This window comes from Lactococcus sp. NH2-7C (assembly GCF_029953655.1).
In the GTDB taxonomy this organism is placed as follows: Bacteria; Bacillota; Bacilli; order Lactobacillales; family Streptococcaceae; genus Lactococcus; species Lactococcus lactis.
The window spans coordinates 23,921-41,859 of sequence record NZ_CP124538.1; the positions used below are offsets into that span (position 1 = coordinate 23,921).

At 35.0% G+C, this 17,939-nt stretch carries 23 protein-coding genes and 1 other annotated feature; of the genes, 19 read left to right on the plus strand and 4 right to left on the minus strand.

The window, feature by feature from the left end:
• The first annotated feature begins 141 nt into the window (after nucleotides 1–141).
• Together QJV49_RS00145 and QJV49_RS00150 are read left to right on the plus strand one after the other, a co-directional pair.
• Nucleotides 142–924, plus strand: a complete 783-nt coding sequence (locus tag QJV49_RS00145; protein WP_225511271.1) for a hypothetical protein — start codon at nucleotides 142–144, stop codon at nucleotides 922–924.
• A gap of 243 nt (nucleotides 925–1,167) precedes the next feature.
• Nucleotides 1,168–1,329: a hypothetical protein gene (locus tag QJV49_RS00150; RefSeq protein ID WP_021214547.1), complete on the plus strand. Its 162-nt coding sequence runs from the start codon at nucleotides 1,168–1,170 to the stop codon at nucleotides 1,327–1,329.
• A gap of 472 nt (nucleotides 1,330–1,801) precedes the next feature.
• On the opposite strand, the gene QJV49_RS00155 is transcribed toward QJV49_RS00150, so the two are convergent.
• A complete protein-coding gene (locus tag QJV49_RS00155; RefSeq protein ID WP_003132757.1) occupies nucleotides 1,802–1,930 on the minus strand; it encodes a hypothetical protein in 129 nt (42 codons plus the stop codon).
• Between QJV49_RS00155 and pyrE the strand changes: the two genes are divergently transcribed.
• From pyrE to QJV49_RS00185, 6 genes are all read left to right on the plus strand, one after another.
• Nucleotides 1,911–2,540 carry an orotate phosphoribosyltransferase gene (gene pyrE / locus QJV49_RS00160; protein WP_225511272.1) on the plus strand — a complete coding sequence of 210 codons (630 nt, stop codon included), beginning with the start codon at nucleotides 1,911–1,913 and terminating at the stop codon, nucleotides 2,538–2,540. The genes QJV49_RS00155 and pyrE overlap by 20 nt on opposite strands.
• A 154-nt stretch (nucleotides 2,541–2,694) precedes the next feature.
• On the plus strand, nucleotides 2,695–3,966 hold the full coding sequence (locus QJV49_RS00165) for a dihydroorotase (protein WP_225511525.1): 1,272 nt from the start codon (nucleotides 2,695–2,697) through the stop codon (nucleotides 3,964–3,966).
• Between the two features lie 404 nt (nucleotides 3,967–4,370).
• Nucleotides 4,371–5,039: a DnaD domain-containing protein gene (locus QJV49_RS00170; RefSeq protein ID WP_225511273.1), complete on the plus strand. Its 669-nt coding sequence runs from the start codon at nucleotides 4,371–4,373 to the stop codon at nucleotides 5,037–5,039.
• A 21-nt stretch (nucleotides 5,040–5,060) separates the two neighbouring features.
• Complete coding sequence (nth, locus tag QJV49_RS00175; RefSeq protein ID WP_012897695.1) at nucleotides 5,061–5,717, plus strand: endonuclease III; 657 nt, start codon at nucleotides 5,061–5,063, stop codon at nucleotides 5,715–5,717.
• Nucleotides 5,710–6,462 carry a tRNA (adenine(22)-N(1))-methyltransferase TrmK gene (locus QJV49_RS00180; RefSeq protein ID WP_225511274.1) on the plus strand — a complete coding sequence of 251 codons (753 nt, stop codon included), beginning with the start codon at nucleotides 5,710–5,712 and terminating at the stop codon, nucleotides 6,460–6,462. The genes nth and QJV49_RS00180 overlap by 8 nt, the downstream gene beginning before the upstream one ends.
• Nucleotides 6,459–7,232 carry a Nif3-like dinuclear metal center hexameric protein gene (locus tag QJV49_RS00185; protein WP_225511275.1) on the plus strand — a complete coding sequence of 258 codons (774 nt, stop codon included), beginning with the start codon at nucleotides 6,459–6,461 and terminating at the stop codon, nucleotides 7,230–7,232. The genes QJV49_RS00180 and QJV49_RS00185 overlap by 4 nt, the downstream gene beginning before the upstream one ends.
• Nucleotides 7,233–7,270: 38 nt before the next feature.
• On the opposite strand, the gene QJV49_RS00190 is transcribed toward QJV49_RS00185, so the two are convergent.
• From QJV49_RS00190 to QJV49_RS00200, 3 genes are all read right to left on the minus strand, one after another.
• Nucleotides 7,271–7,636: an iron-sulfur cluster biosynthesis family protein gene (locus QJV49_RS00190; RefSeq protein WP_225511276.1), complete on the minus strand. Its 366-nt coding sequence runs from the start codon at nucleotides 7,634–7,636 to the stop codon at nucleotides 7,271–7,273.
• A gap of 121 nt (nucleotides 7,637–7,757) precedes the next feature.
• The gene (gene yidA / locus QJV49_RS00195) at nucleotides 7,758–8,573 is read right to left on the minus strand and encodes a sugar-phosphatase (protein ID WP_012897698.1); all 816 of its coding nucleotides are present in this window, start codon (nucleotides 8,571–8,573) and stop codon (nucleotides 7,758–7,760) included.
• A 46-nt stretch (nucleotides 8,574–8,619) separates the two neighbouring features.
• Nucleotides 8,620–9,981 carry an HD domain-containing protein gene (locus QJV49_RS00200; protein WP_225511277.1) on the minus strand — a complete coding sequence of 454 codons (1,362 nt, stop codon included), beginning with the start codon at nucleotides 9,979–9,981 and terminating at the stop codon, nucleotides 8,620–8,622.
• A gap of 174 nt (nucleotides 9,982–10,155) precedes the next feature.
• Here QJV49_RS00200 and QJV49_RS00205 point away from each other — a divergent pair, with 174 nt between their 5' ends.
• The 11 genes from QJV49_RS00205 to QJV49_RS00255 all read left to right on the plus strand — a co-directional run bounded on the left by QJV49_RS00205 (nucleotide 10,156) and on the right by QJV49_RS00255 (nucleotide 17,918).
• A complete protein-coding gene (locus QJV49_RS00205) occupies nucleotides 10,156–10,557 on the plus strand; it encodes a DUF1934 domain-containing protein (protein ID WP_029343825.1) in 402 nt (133 codons plus the stop codon).
• Nucleotides 10,550–11,725: a DUF998 domain-containing protein gene (locus tag QJV49_RS00210; RefSeq protein ID WP_225511278.1), complete on the plus strand. Its 1,176-nt coding sequence runs from the start codon at nucleotides 10,550–10,552 to the stop codon at nucleotides 11,723–11,725. The genes QJV49_RS00205 and QJV49_RS00210 overlap by 8 nt, the downstream gene beginning before the upstream one ends.
• Nucleotides 11,726–11,781: 56 nt before the next feature.
• Nucleotides 11,782–11,855: a sequence feature (ribosomal protein L21 leader region), on the plus strand.
• A gap of 39 nt (nucleotides 11,856–11,894) precedes the next feature.
• Nucleotides 11,895–12,209 carry a 50S ribosomal protein L21 gene (gene rplU, locus QJV49_RS00215; RefSeq protein WP_003130644.1) on the plus strand — a complete coding sequence of 105 codons (315 nt, stop codon included), beginning with the start codon at nucleotides 11,895–11,897 and terminating at the stop codon, nucleotides 12,207–12,209.
• Nucleotides 12,210–12,211: 2 nt separating this feature from the next.
• Nucleotides 12,212–12,547 carry a ribosomal-processing cysteine protease Prp gene (locus QJV49_RS00220; protein WP_003130645.1) on the plus strand — a complete coding sequence of 112 codons (336 nt, stop codon included), beginning with the start codon at nucleotides 12,212–12,214 and terminating at the stop codon, nucleotides 12,545–12,547.
• Between the two features lies 1 nt (nucleotide 12,548).
• Nucleotides 12,549–12,833, plus strand: coding sequence for a 50S ribosomal protein L27 (rpmA, locus tag QJV49_RS00225; protein ID WP_003130646.1), 285 nt, complete (start codon nucleotides 12,549–12,551; stop codon nucleotides 12,831–12,833).
• A 273-nt stretch (nucleotides 12,834–13,106) separates the two neighbouring features.
• Nucleotides 13,107–14,639: an Nramp family divalent metal transporter gene (locus tag QJV49_RS00230; RefSeq protein ID WP_225511279.1), complete on the plus strand. Its 1,533-nt coding sequence runs from the start codon at nucleotides 13,107–13,109 to the stop codon at nucleotides 14,637–14,639.
• A gap of 101 nt (nucleotides 14,640–14,740) precedes the next feature.
• Nucleotides 14,741–15,709, plus strand: coding sequence for a PhoH family protein (locus QJV49_RS00235; RefSeq protein ID WP_225511280.1), 969 nt, complete (start codon nucleotides 14,741–14,743; stop codon nucleotides 15,707–15,709).
• A gap of 57 nt (nucleotides 15,710–15,766) precedes the next feature.
• Complete coding sequence (locus tag QJV49_RS00240) at nucleotides 15,767–16,246, plus strand: NUDIX hydrolase (protein ID WP_225511281.1); 480 nt, start codon at nucleotides 15,767–15,769, stop codon at nucleotides 16,244–16,246.
• A gap of 152 nt (nucleotides 16,247–16,398) precedes the next feature.
• Complete coding sequence (gene ybeY, locus QJV49_RS00245; protein WP_003130652.1) at nucleotides 16,399–16,887, plus strand: rRNA maturation RNase YbeY; 489 nt, start codon at nucleotides 16,399–16,401, stop codon at nucleotides 16,885–16,887.
• On the plus strand, nucleotides 16,871–17,326 hold the full coding sequence (locus QJV49_RS00250) for a diacylglycerol kinase family protein (RefSeq protein WP_003130653.1): 456 nt from the start codon (nucleotides 16,871–16,873) through the stop codon (nucleotides 17,324–17,326). The genes ybeY and QJV49_RS00250 overlap by 17 nt, the downstream gene beginning before the upstream one ends.
• Before the next feature lie 13 nt (nucleotides 17,327–17,339).
• Complete coding sequence (locus QJV49_RS00255; RefSeq protein WP_225511282.1) at nucleotides 17,340–17,918, plus strand: nucleotidyltransferase family protein; 579 nt, start codon at nucleotides 17,340–17,342, stop codon at nucleotides 17,916–17,918.
• The last annotated feature ends 21 nt before the right edge of the window (nucleotides 17,919–17,939 follow it).

Consider the following 17,939-nt stretch of genomic DNA (forward strand, 5'->3'; position numbering starts at 1 on the left):
AGAAAATGATTCATGAATCTTGAGTGTCGCTCACTCAGAATGGTAAAAGGAGGGCTAAAAATATTGAAAGAAGAAATGTCACCGTAGCAGTGATGCAAAATCTCTATTGATTTGCATCGCATCTCAAAAAGGAGAAAAAATATGTCACATTTAAAAAATAATCTAGTATTTTCAAGTCTAACAATTTTACTCGTAACGGGTGGAAGTCTTGGGCTTGCCCAATCTGCACACAATAAGGTCTCATCACAAAAACTCGAAGCTAAAAATGTAAATCAAGTTTCAAACTATTCTGGTGATATTGACTTGTTGACAGTAAGCCAACCAACTACGCCAACGACGAATAATGGTCAAATTAATTCGGCATTTATCAATCGTTTCAATAATGCTGTTATCTTAGATTCAAAAACTGGTCAATTTTCAATAAATCAAAAGACTTTACCAATAAATGCGACAAAGCTTGAATTGACAGAGCTTGATAAATTGATTTCGCAATCAAATGTCTCTTTGAAGCAGACTATTTTAGAAGTGCCTAAAGCCAATGTGGTGCAAGACGGGAATTCAGTTGTAATTGGAGATAGTCCGAAAACTGCAGAAGAAATAGCTAGCGATAGTCAAGCAACTCTAATCACAATCTATCATGAGGGGAAGACCTATTTACATACTTATTGGTGGGGAACTCGTTTAGGAGTTTCCCGTACATTGGCACGGAAAATTGGACAAAAGGGTGTTCACTCAGCCGAAGCAGCAGGCGCTTTAGCAGGAGTTTTAGGGCTTAAGCTTCCTCAAGCAGCGGTGTATTGTAGCTTTATTAGTGGTGTCTCATATCTTATTGGCACAGCATTAACTAAAACTCCAGGAGGCATAGTATTTAATTTTACTGCTGGAATGCCAAGTGGAGGAGTCTGGGGGTTTGAATGGCAATGATTACTAAAAAGAGTATAAGAATCGTACAATATCTGAGTAGTATATTTGCCGTAATACTCGGTGTTTTAATTTTAATTTTTCCAAATGGCCTTAGTATACTTAAATATATTTTTGCAAGTATTGCAGTAATTCTTAGCATTTTAAGTCTTATCATGCAAACTTTTCATAGAAATAAATGATAGGGGTTAGGGCTGGGGGTTGATAGAAATGGTTCAATTCCAATAAGCATTTGGAGGTTTAGCTATGAAAAGAATCTTACCAATTTTTAAAGGAGTGCTTGTGATAAGTGCAAGCATAAGTATATTTTTCTTTCATCAAAATATTTTAGTACAAATATTTTATATTGCTGTTCTGCTTCTTATTATCATACCAGAAGCAATTAAAGCTTATAGGAAATCTAAATAAAAGAAAAGAGAAAAGAGCTTATGGACGTAGAATTTGCTTTCAATCATTGAGGGAATTTAATGAAAAAATTTATATTTTTAGCAGATGTTATCTTAAGATTTCTTTTTATGGTTTTGGCTTGGTATTTTTATACAAACTATTCGGCTGATAATAAAATGAAATGGGTTGGTTTGTCTATGGTTGCATTCAATATTATTACAATGTTTTTTGATTCCAATTATCATAAGTCGAAAAAATAAGACTTGCAAATCTGGCTCAAGTTTGTTAAACTAATAAACAATATAACTTTTAAACTAGTCCAGAGAGGCTAGCAAGGTTGAAATCAGGAAAAATTGATTCTATTTTTACTGACAGGATTTTCTGTCAGTAAAAGTGAATTTGTTTTGATACTTTTTACACTTGCTAGGATTCTTGGCAAGTGTTTTTTATTGCTGACAACAACCAGGATTGGGCTGCACGTTATCTATACTCGCTACGGTAGTTCTGTCAGTTCAATATGACCAAAGGGAATTATTGAATCGGTAGAAAAATGAACTGTCAGCTTTGCTGATGGTTCTGTCAGTAAACTAGAAGGAGAAATTATGTCAATATCAAAAGCCATTGCTGCAGATTTATTAGAAATTAAAGCGGTCAGTCTCTCACCAAGTCAACCTTTTACTTGGGCTTCAGGAATTAAGTCACCAATATATACTGATAATCGGGTGACCTTAGCTTATCCGGAAGTTAGAAGCCAAATCGAAGGTGCTTTTGCAGAATTGATTAAAGCGGAATTTCCAGAAGTTGAAGTCATTGCAGGAACTGCTACAGCAGGAATTCCTCATGGTGCAATAATTGCTGACTATCTTAAATTGCCATTTGCTTATATTCGTAGTAAACCAAAAGACCATGGAGCAGGAAATCAGGTTGAGGGACGTGTGGCAAAAGGCCAAAAAATGGTTGTGGTTGAAGATTTGATTTCGACTGGTGGTTCAGTTTTAGAAGCTGTTGCAGCTGCTGAACGTGAAGGTGCTGATGTTCTTGGTGTGGTTGCAATTTTCACTTATGAATTAGAAAAAGCAAGCCGTAAATTTGCTGAGGCTGGTGTTCAATTAGCCACATTGACAACTTATTCTGAATTGATTGAAATTGCTAAAGAAACGGGTTATGTGACAAAAGAAGAATTAGAATTACTTAAAAAGTTCAAAGAAAATCAAGAAACTTGGCAAAATTAATTTACTGACAGAAATTCAAAGAGCCTGTCAGTAAATAATTAGGTTCTGGAACAGCTGTCAGTTCAATGCGACCAAAAGGAGACATTGAATCGGAGGATAAATGAACAAGTCAGCAAAGCTGATTGTTCTGTCAGTAATTTATGAAAGGGAGAAAATGACTTTATTAATTAAAAATGGACGACTTGTTGACCCCAAATCAAATCGAGATGAAGTGTTAGATATTCTGATTGAAAATGACAAGATAGTAAAAATCGGCTTAAATTTGTCAGTAGAAAATGCAGAAATTGTTGATGCAAGGGGATTAGTCGTTGCCCCTGGTTTAATTGATGTTCATGTTCATTTTCGTGAACCAGGACAAACACATAAAGAAACGATTCATAGCGGTGCAAAATCAGCTGCGGCTGGTGGTTTTACAAGAGTAGTTATGATGGCAAATACAAAACCTATTTTATCTACGCCAAAAGTACTGACAGAAACTTTAGAAATTGCTGACAAAGAAGATATTAAGATTGATACAGTTGGGTCAATTACGCAAGATTTTGATGGAGAGCATTTAACAGAATTTGATGAACTCATTAAAGCAGGAGCAATCGGCTTTTCTGATGATGGTATTCCACTGACAGATGCTGGTGTTTTACGTAAAGCTCTGCAAAAAGCGAAATTAACTGACAGCCTGATTTCAATTCATGAAGAAGACCCAAATTTGATTGGAACTTTAGGAGTGAATGATGGCGAAGTGGCTCATAAATGTGGCTTCACAGGGGCACCGACTGTTTCAGAATACAGCATGATGGCGCGTGATACTATGATTGCTTACGAAACAGGCGCTCGCTTGCACATTCAACATTTATCAGCTGGAGAATCTGTTGAAGTGGTGCGATTTGCCAAAAATTTAGGAGCAAAAATCACAGCAGAAGTGACTCCACAACATTTTTCGATTACAGAACAAATGATTTTTGAGCAAGGGACCAATGCTAAACTCAACCCACCATTGCGTAGAACTACTGATATCGGTAAAATAATTGAGGGATTGAAAGATGGAACGATTGATGTCATCGCCACAGACCATGCTCCACATACTCATGAAGAGAAAAATGTCAGCCTTGATAAGGCGCCTTCAGGAATGATTGGATTAGAAACTTCATTGCAACTTGGCTTGACAAACTTAGTCGCAAAAGGCCATTTGACACTCAGTGAATTACTGACAAAAATGACAGTTAATCCAGCTAAACTTTATAATTTTGATGCAGGTTACCTCGCAGAAAATGGACCAGCTGACCTCGTCATTTTTGACGCTGAAAATGACTATCAGGTCGGTGAAACATTTGACTCCAAGGCGACCAATTCTCCATTTATTAAACAGAAAGTTCAAGGACAAGTTAAATACACAATATGTGATGGAAAAATAGTCTATCAAGCGAAATAATAAAAAAAGACCTAAGAAATTAATTTTCATAGGTCCTTTTTTTGTGTTACTTTACATCAGTATAAAGAACCGTTGTAGAGTAAGTCATTAAGTGAGTGGATAATTTCTAAATTATCTTTGATTGATTTTTCATTTTCTACTTTTTGAGTAATTTTTTCTGTTTGTGTTTTCATTGTTTATTTCCTTTCAAATGTCCTTTTGTTTATAAGTATAGTATATCAAGGATTTGCTTGCTAAATTCTTACAAAAATGTAATTGAAGAAAATAAATGCTTTAGGAAATTAAGGTCTGAAATTAAATAGTATAAAATAATTGATTAAAAATTTTCTAAAGTTTAACTGATTTAAGTAGTTTTTATGTGAAGTTCATTGAACCATAATGACGCGATATGCTATAATAGTTCTATGAATTATTACGATGAATATAGCAAAGGGCATCTTGTCTTACCAAATGTGATTTTAGCACATTTTAGTAAGCTTTTCCCTTCTGCTTTTGATTTTTTGATTTGGTTATACTTTTTTGAAAATCAAGATATTGCACCTAGTGAAATTGCTGAAAAAACAGGTAAAAAATTATCGGAGGTCAATCAGGCCATTGATAATCTGTCCAAATTTGGAGCAATGAAGGTGACTTTAATTGAAATTGACGGAGAAATGGAAACTTTCTTTGATGTTAGTCCAGCCTTTAAGCACTTAGATGAAATTTTGGATGGTGCTGTTGCTAGTTCAACTCCAGAGAATGAAAAAGTTCAAGAAGAGGGGCAGCTTAAAGAATTAGTTAGCATGTTTGAAGCAGAAATGGGCATGATCTCTCCTGTACAAATGGAAGAATTGAGAGCTTGGCTTTTTGAAGATGGTTATGATTTTTCGTTGATTAAACAAGCTTTGCGTGAAGCAGTTCTCAATCGTAAGGTGTCTTTGAATTACATTAAAGCTATTTTGCGAAATTGGAAAAATGATGGGGTGAATTCTATTCAAGCAATTGAGAGTCGACAGATTGAACGTGAAGAAGCCAAAAGAAAGAAACCACAAGAAGATTTTTATATTCCTTTGGATGGACCATGGAATAGTTAATAGAGATAATGGACGTGCATGATGTTAAGTAAAAAAAGATATCTTGAAGCTTTAGAAATTATTGAGGACATGTTTCCGCAAGCTCACGGAGAATTAGAGTGGGAAACTCCTTTTCAACTGTTGATTGCGACGATTTTATCTGCTCAAGCAACTGACAAGGGGGTTAATAAGGCGACCCCTGCTCTGTTTGCGGCTTTTCCAGATGCACAAACAATGTCTCAGGCAAAAGTGGAAGAAATTGAGAAACTGATTCGAACAATTGGCCTCTACAAGACTAAAGCTAAAAATATTTTACGGACATCACAGATGTTAGTGACCGACTTTGGCGACCTTTTGCCTGATTTGCCAAAGGATAAAAAGGTTTTACAAACTTTACCGGGGGTGGGTCGAAAAACAGCAAATGTTGTTTTAGCAGAAGCCTACGGAATTCCGGGGATTGCTGTTGATACACATGTTGAACGAGTTTCTAAACGTTTGGATATCGTTCCCCAAAAAGCAACAGTTTTAGAAGTTGAAGAAAAGTTGATGAAGCTGATTCCGCAAGAAAAATGGGTACAAGCACATCACCATCTCATTTTCTTTGGGCGTTATCATTGTACAGCCAAAAAGCCGAAATGTGCAGATTGTCCTGTTTTAGATTATTGTAAATTTGGAAAGAAATATTTAAAAAATGAATGAAATTAAACTTTCAAAACGTTTGAAAGCAGTAGCTGACTATGTTGATAATGGTGCAAGACTTGCTGATATTGGTTCAGATCATGCTTATTTACCAACTTATTTGATGCAAAAAGCCGTGATTAATTTTGCCGTAGCGGGAGAAGTTGTCAAAGGGCCCTTTGAAATTGCTAAGAATCATGTATCAGAAGCATATTTAAGTGATAGGATTCAGGTTCGATTGGCCAATGGCTTAGGCGCTATTGAAAATACTGACAAGATTGATACAATCGTGATTGCTGGTATGGGAGGAATATTAATTTCCGAAATTTTAGAGGCAGGTAAAGAAAAGTTAAGTCATGTTAAACGTTTGATTTTGCAGCCTAATAATCATGAAGAAAGTCTTCGACAGTGGTTAGTGAATCATCAATTTGTCATTAAAAATGAAAAGATCTTATTGGAGGCAGGTAAGTTTTACGAGATTATTGTTGCCGAACCACTCTCAAAGTTAATGACAGAACCGTCTGCAAAGCCGTCAGTTCCGTTATCTGCCGATTCAATGGCTTCCGCTAGTTGCATTGAACTGTCATTAAATGATTTAACATTTGGCCCTTTTTTATCTAAAGAAAAATCAATTATTTTTCAACAAAAATGGCAAAAGGAATTAAATACTTTGAATAAAATTATTGTACGTTTGCCTAAAGAACAAGTCGAAAAACGTCAAGAGGTTTTAAATCAAATTGCGAGAATTGAGGAAGTGCTCCGATGAAAATTTCTGATTTTATGCTTGAATACGAAAAATTTTGCCCCAAAGAATTAGCTGTTGAAGGTGATCCTGTAGGTTTACAAGTTGGGAACCCAAATGATGAACTAACAAAAGTTTTGGTGACCTTGGATATTCGTGAGCAAACAGTGGCAGAAGCAAAGGCACTGGGTGTGGATTTGATTATTGCTAAACATCCTTTGATTTTCCGCCCTCTTTCTGCGTTGACTTCAATGAATGATCAGGAAAAACTAGTTTTGGACTTGGCGCGAGCTGGAATTGCTGTTTATACCAGCCATACAAATATTGATGTGGTTAGTGGTGGTTTAAACGATTATTTCAGTCAGTTACTTGGAATGACTGACATTGAAGTGCTAGATGATGAAGAAGGATTGGGCCGTGTTGGAAATATTGAACTGACAGAATTATCAGTGCTGACAGAAAAAGTGAAAGCAGCATTTGGGTTAGATAGATTACGTCTTATCACTTATGATCATAATTTGACTCAAAAAATTGGCCGAATTGCAATTTGTGGTGGTTCAGGTGGAAAATTATGGCCTAAAGCTTTGGAAAAAAAGGCAGATATTTACATAACAGGAGATATTTATTATCATGTTGGTCATGATATGCTTTCAGCCGGTTTATTAGGAATAGACCCCGGTCACTATATTGAGCATGATTTTATTGGATTAGTTGCTGACAAGCTTCGTTCTTTTGAGATGGATGTCAAGATTTATGAAAGCCAAGAAAAGACAAATCCATTTTATGATATATAAAAAAGACCCTCTTGGAGGGTCTTTTTGGTTGGCGTTTATTAGCTAGCTTTTTGTTTGCCACGGAAGTCAACGATTAAAAGGTTAGGGCTGAGCAATTCTGCAGTACTACGCAATTCAATCAAATTATATGAAGGATTGATTTTGGTAGACATTTCATCTTGGAAGAAGTAAGAACCATAGCCTTTATAATAAATTGGTCCAAATTCAGAATCAATACTTGCATCAAAGACTTCAGGAACGTTTCCTTTTTCTACGGCAACAATACGATAGCGAGAAATTCCACCAGCACAAGCGTCAACTTCAGTATTGACTTCACTCAAAGTATGGTCGAAATCAAAAACTAAGTCAACATCACCAAGTGCTTTAATTTTATCAGCTGTTTTTTCATCAAATGTAATTTTCATCTTATTACCTCCACTATATATCAAAAGATGACTTGTAAATTCATCTATTTGTTATCTTTTTATACTTATATTATAACGCTAAAAAGTTCAGTAGGAAACAATAATGCTCATAAATTTTTAATTAATCTTGGTAATCTTTCAAAACCCATTCATTAATCGCATAGGCAACACCTGATTTAGCATTTGATTTAGTTACATATTTGGCAATTTTTTTCAATTCAGATTTTCCATTCTCCATCACAACAGGACAACCTGCAACTTCAAGCATTGAACGGTCATTTTCTTCATCTCCAATAGCCATTACTTCATCCAAGTCAAAAGAAAGTTTCTCTGCCAAATGTTGAACTGCTGACCCTTTACTTGCTTTTTTGTTCATGAATTCTAAATAATATGGTGTTGATTTCACTACATTATAGCGTTCAAAGAATTCAAAAGGGAGGTATGCAATTCCGTCATCAAGAGCCGCAGGCTCATCGACCATCATTACTTTGGCAATTTCTAAAGCAGCAATATCTTCGGGTTGGCGAATATAAAGTGGCATTTTAACCATTTGGGCTTCTTGGACAGTATATCTTCCGACATCGTGATTTGGAGTATAGATTCCCTCGCGAGTGATTGCGTGAATCGGCAGTCCAATTTTACGAGCAGCAGCATCTAAGTCAAGCCAATCTTCAGAACTCAAAGTTTCTTTGATAAATTCTTCACCAGTTGCTCGCTGAACCAACCCACCATTATAAGTAATAACATAATCACTTTGGTCAGTTAATTCAAGTGCTTTTAGAATATCAACAACACCAGGTAAAGGTCGGCCAGTTGTAATGACAATTTTAACGCCAGCCGCTTTAGCTTTTTTAACAGCCGTTTTTACTTCGGCAGTAATTTGGCGATTAGGGTCAAGTAAAGTTCCGTCAAGGTCAATAGCAACAAGTTTAATCATAAGAATTTCTCTTTCTATTTCTTTCAATTTATTAAATATTTAGCAATTATAGGTTGTCATCAAGTGATAATTGTTTACTGACAGAGTCGTCAGTATTTTCAGAGGCAGTAGAATTTCTGTCAGTAAAATTTTGATTAATCACCAAGCTGTCATTAACAATATACTTGGTAAATTCAGGATTTTCTAGCATAATTTTTGGAAAATAGAATCGGCTATTTCCATGAATTGTACCTGTCAAACTTTTAATAAGTGGAGAAAGTACTGACAGCTCTGTAAGCGAACCATTTTTTTGTAAAATATTAATTTCAGTCCGCGGTTTTTCAGAACTTGGTCGATAGAAATCATAAGGTAAATCATAATTACTATGAATACCAGTGTAATAGTCAGGATTAAAGCCTGCTTCTTCAACTAAAGAAGATAAAATTTCTAAATCTTCTAATTCTACAGTCTTGGGGTCAAAAGTAATTGATTTGAGTAAATGACGATTGACATAAGCAGAAGCTAAATCAGCGAGAATTTCATCATCATGACTCATCCAAACTTGAAAATAAGTGTTCATAACGCCATCATCAAGTCTTAAATAATCTTGTAAATTATGATTTTGCTCGAAAAAGGGAACGAGACAAGGACTTGATATCGCAAAATAGTCTGGCTGACTGGCATATAAAAACTTAGCCCGTGCGAGTAACTTTTGCAGTAAAACTTCCATTGAGCGTGAAGAAGCATGAAAATAAACCTGCATATACATTTGGTATCGACTGACAATATAGTCTTCAACTGCATGCATTCCTGAGTACTTAAAAGCAATTCCATTTTCCGTAGGAACAATCACTCTTAAAATCCAAGTTAAATCAAATTGTCCATAGACAGCACCAGTAAAATAAGCATCTCTAAGGAGATAATCCATGCGGTCAGCATCAATTTGACTTGAAATCAATTGAACAACTTGAGGATTAGAATATTCATGAGAAATAACAGAAGCTACCTTTTCAGGAAAATCAGGGGAGACTTTGCGTAAAATTTCATTAATTTCTGTATCAGGAGAAGTAATTATTTCTCGAGTGACCGCCTCGTGGTCTGTACTAAATAAACCTTCAAAAGTATGTGAATAAGCACCGTGTCCAACATCGTGTAATAAGGCTGCACACTGAGTTAAAAGATTCTCATCAGGATTCCATTCCAAAGGGAAATTCCGACTAAAATAATCAGTAATCCTTTTGGCAATGTGGTAAACACCCAAACAATGAGAAAAACGGGTATGTTCAGCTCCATGGAAGGTAAAGCTTGATGTTCCAAGTTGTTTAATTCGTCTTAAACGTTGGAATTCAGCAGTGTCAATCAATTCTGATATTACAGGATGATTCACCGTGATATAGTCATGAACTGGGTCACGAAAGACTTTTTCCAAAATAAAACCCCCTCTAAAATTTAAGGTCTATTCTCTATTAAAAATAAATCAGATTTTCCCTTATTTTATCCTAATTATACCCTATTTTCTCCTAAAATGCAGACCCTCATCACCTTAATCTTTTTAGCACAGACTATGTTTTTAATATTCAAGGAATTATAGTAAAATATGATTATGGAAATTATAATTAGGAATAGAATTAAAATTGACCAGCAAGAAGAGTTGGTCAAAGAAATATATCAGGGAGAGTTGAAAAAAGGAGAACATCAGACCTTACTCAAGTATCAAAATGCTGCAAATGAAAAAGTTTTACTTAAATTTGATGAAAAAGAAGTGATAATGACCCGCTTTGCAAAGCGACCTATCAAAATGCATTTTCATCCAGAAATTCCAGGTTTAACTGAATATGAAGGTTTAGGAGAACTATCAATTCTGACAAATGCTTTAAGTATTGATCATGAGAGCAGGACAATTAAAATTAATTACCAACTTTCGCAAGGTGCCCAAAAAATAGCCGATTATCATTTGAGAATTGACTGGAAAGAGCAAAATGTGGAAGGAGAAACAAATGGATAAAATTCATCTACCTAAAGAAATATATGAACGATTAGACCTTAAAGAAAACGAAGAAATTGAAATCGTCGATTTAGCGGCTGATAGTTTTACCATTCGAAAAATCAATGCCAGAAAATCAGATAAGGCGCCCAAGTGGTTTATTATTCCAACGATTATTTCTGCATTTATCTTTATTATTTTTGCCTTTGTCTTAAAGCATCCTCATGTCATCGCTCTTTCTGGAAATGAATCTTTGGCAACGGCGGTTATTACAATTGCTAATGCAATAGGGATGCTGACTTTTATTTCTGCATATTTCTCTCGCAGAAAAGAATTTTATAAACAGATGACCAAAAGAAGTTACTGGCGGACATTTGCCACAGTCACTTTATCTGTTTTACTTATCGTCATTTTAGCATCGATGGGCCTTTTTTGGTTTTTAGGTCAAATTTTTTATGGTGTAAGTTTTGGACTCTTTACTTCCACCCTAATCTTTACTATTTTTTCTGGAATCATTAATTATGTCATGATTTTTGTTGTAGATACTTTTTCGATTAATATGATGGTAACAATGCTTTTAGTGGTTTCTATTGGTGGTTTCGTCTCAAGTATGGCCACCAATGGAAATCAGTACTGGTGGCAAAGGAATTTTAGTTTGCTTGGAACTCAGGCTTCACGTTCAAGCTGGCAATTTAATCTGACGTTAATTGTTTCGGCAGCCTTATTTGCAGCATTAATTGATTATATTTTTGTTTCATTAAGACAAAAAGCGGGCAGTCATTTTCGACAAAATAGTTTGCAAGTTTTATTAACACTTTGTGCTATTTCAATTGCTTTAGTTGGATTAATTCCCAATGATCCAGGCTGGATGCATATTGCTCATGACATTGTTGCTCAATTAATAGTTTTATTTATGGCCATTTCGATACTAGGAATTCGTTGGTTTTTACCAAATGCTGATCCAAATTTATATCGTATGTCCTATTTTATTGTAGGTCTTATCTTAATCTCTTATATTTTATGGCATCCTATTCATTATTTGACATTAACGGCTTTTGAAATTCTTTCTTTTAGCTTGTCTTTTGCTTGGTTACTCTTACTGGTAAATACTTTGATTAATATGCTTTGGAATACGAAAAAGATTTATAAAGTCTCGCTTAATTCTATAGAAGAAAAAAGTGAAAAATAAGACTTGAAAAGTAGAAAAAGAAGTAGTATAATAATATAGTTGTCTTTGTGAAGTCTCATAAAGTGCAACCGCACGAAGTTTCGTATTAAGTGGCATATGCCCACGAACTAAGGCGAGTCTAACAGTCGCTTGACTTAAAAGCGATGAAATCTAACAAGGAGGAATCACAATGTCAAACTATGCAATCATCAAAACTGGTGGTAAACAAGTTAAAGTTGAAGAAGGTTCAGTAATCTACGTTGAAAAACTCAATGTTGAAGCTGGTCAAACCGTTACTTTCGACGAAGTTATCTTTGTCGGAGGCGAAACAACTAAAGTTGGTGCACCACTCGTTGAAGGCGCAACTGTTGTTGGTGAAGTCGAAAAACATGGTAAGCAAAAGAAAGTTGTTACTTTCCAATACAAACCTAAAAAACACTCACACCGTAAACAAGGTCACCGTCAACCATACACTAAAGTTGTTATCAAATCAGTTAACGCTTAATTATGATTGAAGCTTGTATCAGGACAAAAAGAGACAAAATTGTTTCTTATGAAATCTCAGGACATGCTGAATCTGGCGAGTATGGACACGATGTGGTTTGTGCGGCGGTCAGCGTTCTATCAATTACAACGGCAAATAATATCTACGAGATGGCTCACATTAAACCTGTGACTCAGATGGAAGATGGTTACTTGTATGTTGAAATTCCTTTGAGCATACCTGAAAAACAAGGCGTATTGGCTCAAACTTTGCTCGAAGCTTTTGCAAATTCGATGAAAGCAGTTGAGAAAAGCTATGGTCAGTACATTACACTTAAATTTGAAAATGGAGGGCAATAACATGCTTGAACTTAATCTGCAACTCTTCGCCCACAAAAAAGGTGGGGGTTCTACTTCCAATGGACGTGACTCACAAGCTAAACGTCTCGGTGCTAAAGCATCTGACGGTGAACTTGTAAGTGGCGGTTCAATCCTTTTCCGTCAACGTGGTACACATATCCATCCAGGTACTAACGTTGGCCGTGGTGGCGACGATACTCTCTTCGCTAAAATCGAAGGAACTGTTAAATTCGAAATGAAACGTGGTAAAAAACACGTATCAGTTTATCCAGTAGTGGCTAAATAAGAATTTTGAAACCTGTCTTTGACAGGTTTTTTTTTTATATTAATTAGTAAAGTCCTCTTGAGGGCTTTTTATGTACTTTTTAAATATATTTATAAAGTTACGCTAAAATATTTGAAAAAAAGATAAGGTGATGCTATAATATTTTTATTATCAATTATTGATAAAAAAAATTATCAAACTTTTTAATCAATAATTGATCTATTTTAATTACTATAAAAATATACTTAACATAATGGTTGTTGAATTTTATTCAACTTAGAGCTAGGAGAAATAATGAATGATAAAGAACATCAACGTCATCGATTGATTTATCATACGAATGGAAAATCCTTAGAGGAAATAAATGGGACAGTAGAAGTACCTAAAAATGTTGGCTTTTTCAAAATGTTGCTAACTTATTCAGGGCCGGGTGCCTTGGTTGCAGTTGGTTATATGGATCCAGGAAATTGGTCAACCTCAATAACTGGTGGACAAAACTTTCAATACTTACTGATTTCAGTTATTCTGATGTCAAGTTTAATTGCAATGCTCCTTCAGTATATGTCGGCAAAATTGGGCATTGTCAGTCAAATGGATTTAGCTCAAGCTATAAGAGCAAGAACAAGTAAATCTCTAGGAATTGTTTTATGGATATTAACGGAGCTTGCCATAATGGCAACGGATATTGCAGAAGTAATTGGTGCTGCTATCGCTCTTTATCTTTTATTTAATATCCCATTAATTTTAGCGGTTTTTATTACCGTTCTTGATGTCTTTTTGCTTTTGTTATTGACGAGAGTAGGTTTTAGAAAAATTGAAGCCCTTGTTATCTGTTTGATTTTAGTCATTTTGGTTATTTTTGCTTATCAAGTCGCTTTGTCAAATCCAGATTGGAAGGGAATAATTGAGGGATTTATCCCCAATAGCCGGACGTTTGCCTCTTCACCAACAGTGGCAGGAATGTCTCCTTTAACAGGGGCCTTAGGAATTATTGGTGCTACAGTTATGCCTCATAATTTGTACCTTCATTCTTCCATTTCACAAAGTCGTAAAATCAATCATCAAGATAAAGCAGATGTTGCTAGAGCGGTAAGATTTTCAACATGGGATTCTAATATTCAATTGACAGTGGCTTTTGTTGTGAATTCCCTCCTATTAATCATGGGAGTTGCTGTATTTAAAACGGGCGTGATTGATGATCCTTCATTCTTTGGTTTATATGACGCTCTCTCTGATCCAACTGTTTTAAGCAATGGTCTGCTTGCGGACGTAGCAAAAACAGGAGCTTTATCTACTTTGTTTGCCGTAGCTCTACTTGCTTCAGGACAGAATTCTACTATTACAGGGACTTTAACAGGTCAAGTTATTATGGAAGGTTTTATCCATATGAGAATGCCAATGTGGGCCAGAAGATTAGTGACACGTTTGCTTTCAGTTGTTCCAGTATTGATTTGCGTCTCTATGACAAAAGGACAAACTTTGAAAGCGCAGCATGAAGCAATTAATAATTTGATGAATAATTCTCAAGTTTTTCTAGCCTTTGCTCTACCTTTTTCAATTATTCCTTTGTTGATGTTGACTAATAGTAAAAAGGAGATGGGGGATTTTAAAAATAATTTGATTATTAAATGTTTAGGCTGGCTTTCAGTTATTGCTTTGACCTATCTTAATTTGATTGGTTTGCCAGATCAAATTGCCAACTTTATACCCCATAATATTGGACTATCACATCTTATTTCTGGTTTTCTTATTTTGGGAGTTCTCTTTTTATTAATTTGGACAATCGTAGAACTTTATCGAGGCAATAAAAAAATGATGGCTTACTAAAATTGATTTAACTCTATTTTAAAATAGAGTTTTTCTTTATATTCAGTAAGGTGTGATTTAAATTAAAATATGAAATGTGCTATAATGTAAGAAAATGATTAATGGAGATTGTGTATTTGAATAAAAATTCAATTGAATTTAAACTAGAAAATCCAGAAGATGCAAGTCTACTTTTTGGGGTACAAGATAAATATTTGAAGTTAGTTGAATCTCAACTAGGGGTTGAGATTAATTATCGTGGCGAAACGGTTCAAATCGTTTCTGAGGATGAATTGACAAGAGAGCGAGCTCGTAAAGCCCTCCAAGCTCTGCAGGTACTTGTAGGCCGAGGAGTTCCAGTTCATGCTTCAGATGTCATTATTGCAATAAAGATGGTTTTAAATGATGATATTGAAAATTTCACTGCACTTTACGAAATTGAATTAACAAAAGATGCAGCCGGGAAGTCAATTCGACTAAAAAATCTAATTCAAAAAACTTATGTTGATTCTGTCAAACATCATGATATTGTTTTTGGAATTGGACCAGCTGGAACAGGAAAAACTTTTTTAGCTGTTGTGATGGCTGTTCAAGCTTTACGTAATGGTCAGGTGAAACGAATCATTTTGACAAGGCCAGCGGTAGAAGCTGGTGAAAGTCTTGGGTTCTTACCAGGCGATTTGCAAGAAAAGGTTGACCCTTATTTACGACCAGTTTATGATGCTCTTTTCCAAATTTTAGGAAAGACAGCAACTGAGCGAATGATGGAACGAGGAATTATTGAAATTGCTCCGCTTGCTTACATGCGTGGTCGTACGCTTGATGATGCCTTTGTCATTTTGGATGAAGCACAGAATACAACAACGATGCAGATGAAAATGTTTTTGACTCGGCTAGGCTTTAATTCTAAAATGATTGTTAATGGAGATATTTCACAAATTGACTTACCTAATAAGGTAAAATCAGGTTTGATTGATGCCAAAGATAAATTAAGCCATGTGAAATCAATTGATTTTGTCTATTTCATGGCAAAAGATGTCGTTCGACATCCAGTTGTTGCTGAAATTATCAAAGCCTATGGTGATGAATAGTTTGAGACTTTTGTTATGTCAGATTGATCAAATTTCTAGATAAGAAGGAAAGAAATAATGGCCGAAGGTTATGTCATGGATTTGCGCAAAAAAATTGGGCATGTCCCAATGGTAATTGCATGTGCAAGCCTAATTATTTATGATGAAAATCGCGGAATTTTACTTCAAAAACGGGCTGATAATGGGAAATGGTGTTATCATGGTGGGTCAGTTGAACCGAACGAAAAGGTTGAAGAAGCAGCGAAACGTGAACTCTTTGAAGAAGTTGGCTTAAAAGCTAGAAAAATAAATTTGTATACTGTAGCTTCTGGGGTAGAACAACACTTTTTCTACCCTAATGGGGATGAAGTCCATATTGTTGATACTGTTTTTTCTTGTAACGATTTTTCTGGAGAGATTGTTTTAGAAGAATCAGAGGTTCTTGACTGTCAATGGTTTGCATTTGATAATTTACCAGAAGACATATCAATTCCCACAAGAGGGCCTATTTTGTCTTTTTGTAGGGAAATATTGCAAAAAAAGACTGACAGAAAGTAATTGTTGTTTGTAAATGACAGATTGAATAAGAGATTCTCTGACAGTTCTGTCTGGTATTAAAATTTACTGACAAAATAATAGAAATAGCTAGAAATATTGAGCTACTTAGGGCTATTTTATGAATTATTGTCAGTAATTAAATAAGGAAAAAAATGTACGTAGAATTAGTTGATGAAACAGGCCAAGTGCCAAGTGAGATTATTGAACAAACTAAAGAAGTTTTAGCTTTTGCTGCTAAAAAACTAAATTTGAAAGAATCAACAGAAATGTCAGTAACTTTTGTTGATAATGCTCGTTCACATGAGTTGAATTTGCAATATCGCGAAACTGACCGACCAACCGATGTTATCTCATTAGAATACAAACCTGATGAATCAGAATTTTTCTTTGATGAAGATATGGAATTACCAGAGGAATTGTTGGAAGAAATGGATCCATTTATTGGTGAACTGTTTATTTCAATAGACAAGGCTGCTGAACAGGCTGCTGATTATGGTCACTCAATTGAACGTGAGTATGGTTGGTTAGCTGTTCATGGTTTTTTGCATATCAATGGTTATGACCACTACACACCAGAAGAAGAGTCAGAAATGTTTGGTTTGCAAGAGGAGATTTTAACTGCCTATGGACTCACAAGATAAAGATGTAAAACTCTTTAAGAAAAAGGATTTTAATAATGGGAAAAGACCTGTTCAAGAGGATAGGGCCCGTTGGAAAAATCCTAATTTACTTTCGAGTTTAGACTTTGCACTGTCTGGAATTTGGACAGCTTTTAAAGAAGAACGTAACATGCGTAAGCATGCTTTGGCAGCCTTTTTAGCCATTGTTTTTGGTCTCGTTTTTCAAATTTCAGAATTTGAATGGCTCTTTTTGTTGTTGTCAATTTTTCTAGTTTTTATGGCAGAACTTTTTAATTCTGCTATCGAAAATGTGGTGGATTTAGCATCAGATTACCAATTTTATATGCGTGCTAAACGAGCCAAAGATATGGCAGCTGGGGCAGTTTTAGTTATTTCGGGATTTGCATTGATTGTTGGTCTGATTGTATTTTTACCTAAAATTTGGCATCTTTTCTTTTAGAGGATAAGCGGAAATGGATAGAAAAAATGATTTTCTAAGAATATTGAAAAAGAACTCCGAATTGATGTTCATTTTGGATGAAGTTTCTGTTTTAAATTTGCCTAATTATTATCTAGCCGCAGGAAGTGTCTTTCAAACGGTTTGGAATTATTCTGACGGAAATAATTTAATGACAGGAATTCACGATATTGATATTGTGTACTTTGATAAAGAGATTTCTGCTGACAGCTCTGCTAAAAATGATAAAAAGTTAGAAAAAGTTTTATCTGAAAAATTTCCCTATCAATTTGATATTCATAATGAAGCATACATGCATCTTTGGCATAATGGAAATAAAGTACCGTATAAAAACACAGAAAATGCGATTGAGCGTTGGATTGCTAAGGTTCATGCTGTAGGCATAAGTGGTAATTCACGCAATATTGAAATTTTTGCTCCCTACGGCTTAGAAGATATTTTTACTAAAACAATTCGGCCAATTTATCATGTCGATAATAATCGAATACTTTATGAAAATAAGGTTGCTAGGTGGCAAGAAAGATTTAGTAATTTAAAGATTATTGAATGGTCAGATGAAATAAAGAATTTATAAAAAGCTGAAAGGCTTTTTTAT

Bases quoted from the DNA above. Each gene is read 5' to 3' on its own strand.
- QJV49_RS00145 (WP_225511271.1), top strand. From the start codon at position 142: ATGTCACATTTAAAAAATAATCTAGTATTTTCAAGTCTAACAATTTTA.
- QJV49_RS00150 (WP_021214547.1), top strand. From the start codon at position 1,168: ATGAAAAGAATCTTACCAATTTTTAAAGGAGTGCTTGTGATAAGTGCA.
- pyrE (WP_225511272.1), top strand. From the start codon at position 1,911: ATGTCAATATCAAAAGCCATTGCTGCAGATTTATTAGAAATTAAAGCG.
- QJV49_RS00155 (WP_003132757.1), bottom strand. From the start codon at position 1,930: ATGGCTTTTGATATTGACATAATTTCTCCTTCTAGTTTACTGACAGAA.
- QJV49_RS00165 (WP_225511525.1), top strand. From the start codon at position 2,695: ATGACTTTATTAATTAAAAATGGACGACTTGTTGACCCCAAATCAAAT.
- QJV49_RS00170 (WP_225511273.1), top strand. From the start codon at position 4,371: ATGAATTATTACGATGAATATAGCAAAGGGCATCTTGTCTTACCAAAT.
- nth (WP_012897695.1), top strand. From the start codon at position 5,061: ATGTTAAGTAAAAAAAGATATCTTGAAGCTTTAGAAATTATTGAGGAC.
- QJV49_RS00180 (WP_225511274.1), top strand. From the start codon at position 5,710: ATGAATGAAATTAAACTTTCAAAACGTTTGAAAGCAGTAGCTGACTAT.
- QJV49_RS00185 (WP_225511275.1), top strand. From the start codon at position 6,459: ATGAAAATTTCTGATTTTATGCTTGAATACGAAAAATTTTGCCCCAAA.
- QJV49_RS00190 (WP_225511276.1), bottom strand. From the start codon at position 7,636: ATGAAAATTACATTTGATGAAAAAACAGCTGATAAAATTAAAGCACTT.
- yidA (WP_012897698.1), bottom strand. From the start codon at position 8,573: ATGATTAAACTTGTTGCTATTGACCTTGACGGAACTTTACTTGACCCT.
- QJV49_RS00205 (WP_029343825.1), top strand. From the start codon at position 10,156: ATGGAAATTATAATTAGGAATAGAATTAAAATTGACCAGCAAGAAGAG.
- QJV49_RS00210 (WP_225511278.1), top strand. From the start codon at position 10,550: ATGGATAAAATTCATCTACCTAAAGAAATATATGAACGATTAGACCTT.
- rplU (WP_003130644.1), top strand. From the start codon at position 11,895: ATGTCAAACTATGCAATCATCAAAACTGGTGGTAAACAAGTTAAAGTT.
- QJV49_RS00220 (WP_003130645.1), top strand. From the start codon at position 12,212: ATGATTGAAGCTTGTATCAGGACAAAAAGAGACAAAATTGTTTCTTAT.
- rpmA (WP_003130646.1), top strand. From the start codon at position 12,549: ATGCTTGAACTTAATCTGCAACTCTTCGCCCACAAAAAAGGTGGGGGT.
- QJV49_RS00230 (WP_225511279.1), top strand. From the start codon at position 13,107: ATGAATGATAAAGAACATCAACGTCATCGATTGATTTATCATACGAAT.
- QJV49_RS00235 (WP_225511280.1), top strand. From the start codon at position 14,741: ATGGAGATTGTGTATTTGAATAAAAATTCAATTGAATTTAAACTAGAA.
- QJV49_RS00240 (WP_225511281.1), top strand. From the start codon at position 15,767: ATGGCCGAAGGTTATGTCATGGATTTGCGCAAAAAAATTGGGCATGTC.
- ybeY (WP_003130652.1), top strand. From the start codon at position 16,399: ATGTACGTAGAATTAGTTGATGAAACAGGCCAAGTGCCAAGTGAGATT.
- QJV49_RS00250 (WP_003130653.1), top strand. From the start codon at position 16,871: ATGGACTCACAAGATAAAGATGTAAAACTCTTTAAGAAAAAGGATTTT.
- QJV49_RS00255 (WP_225511282.1), top strand. From the start codon at position 17,340: ATGGATAGAAAAAATGATTTTCTAAGAATATTGAAAAAGAACTCCGAA.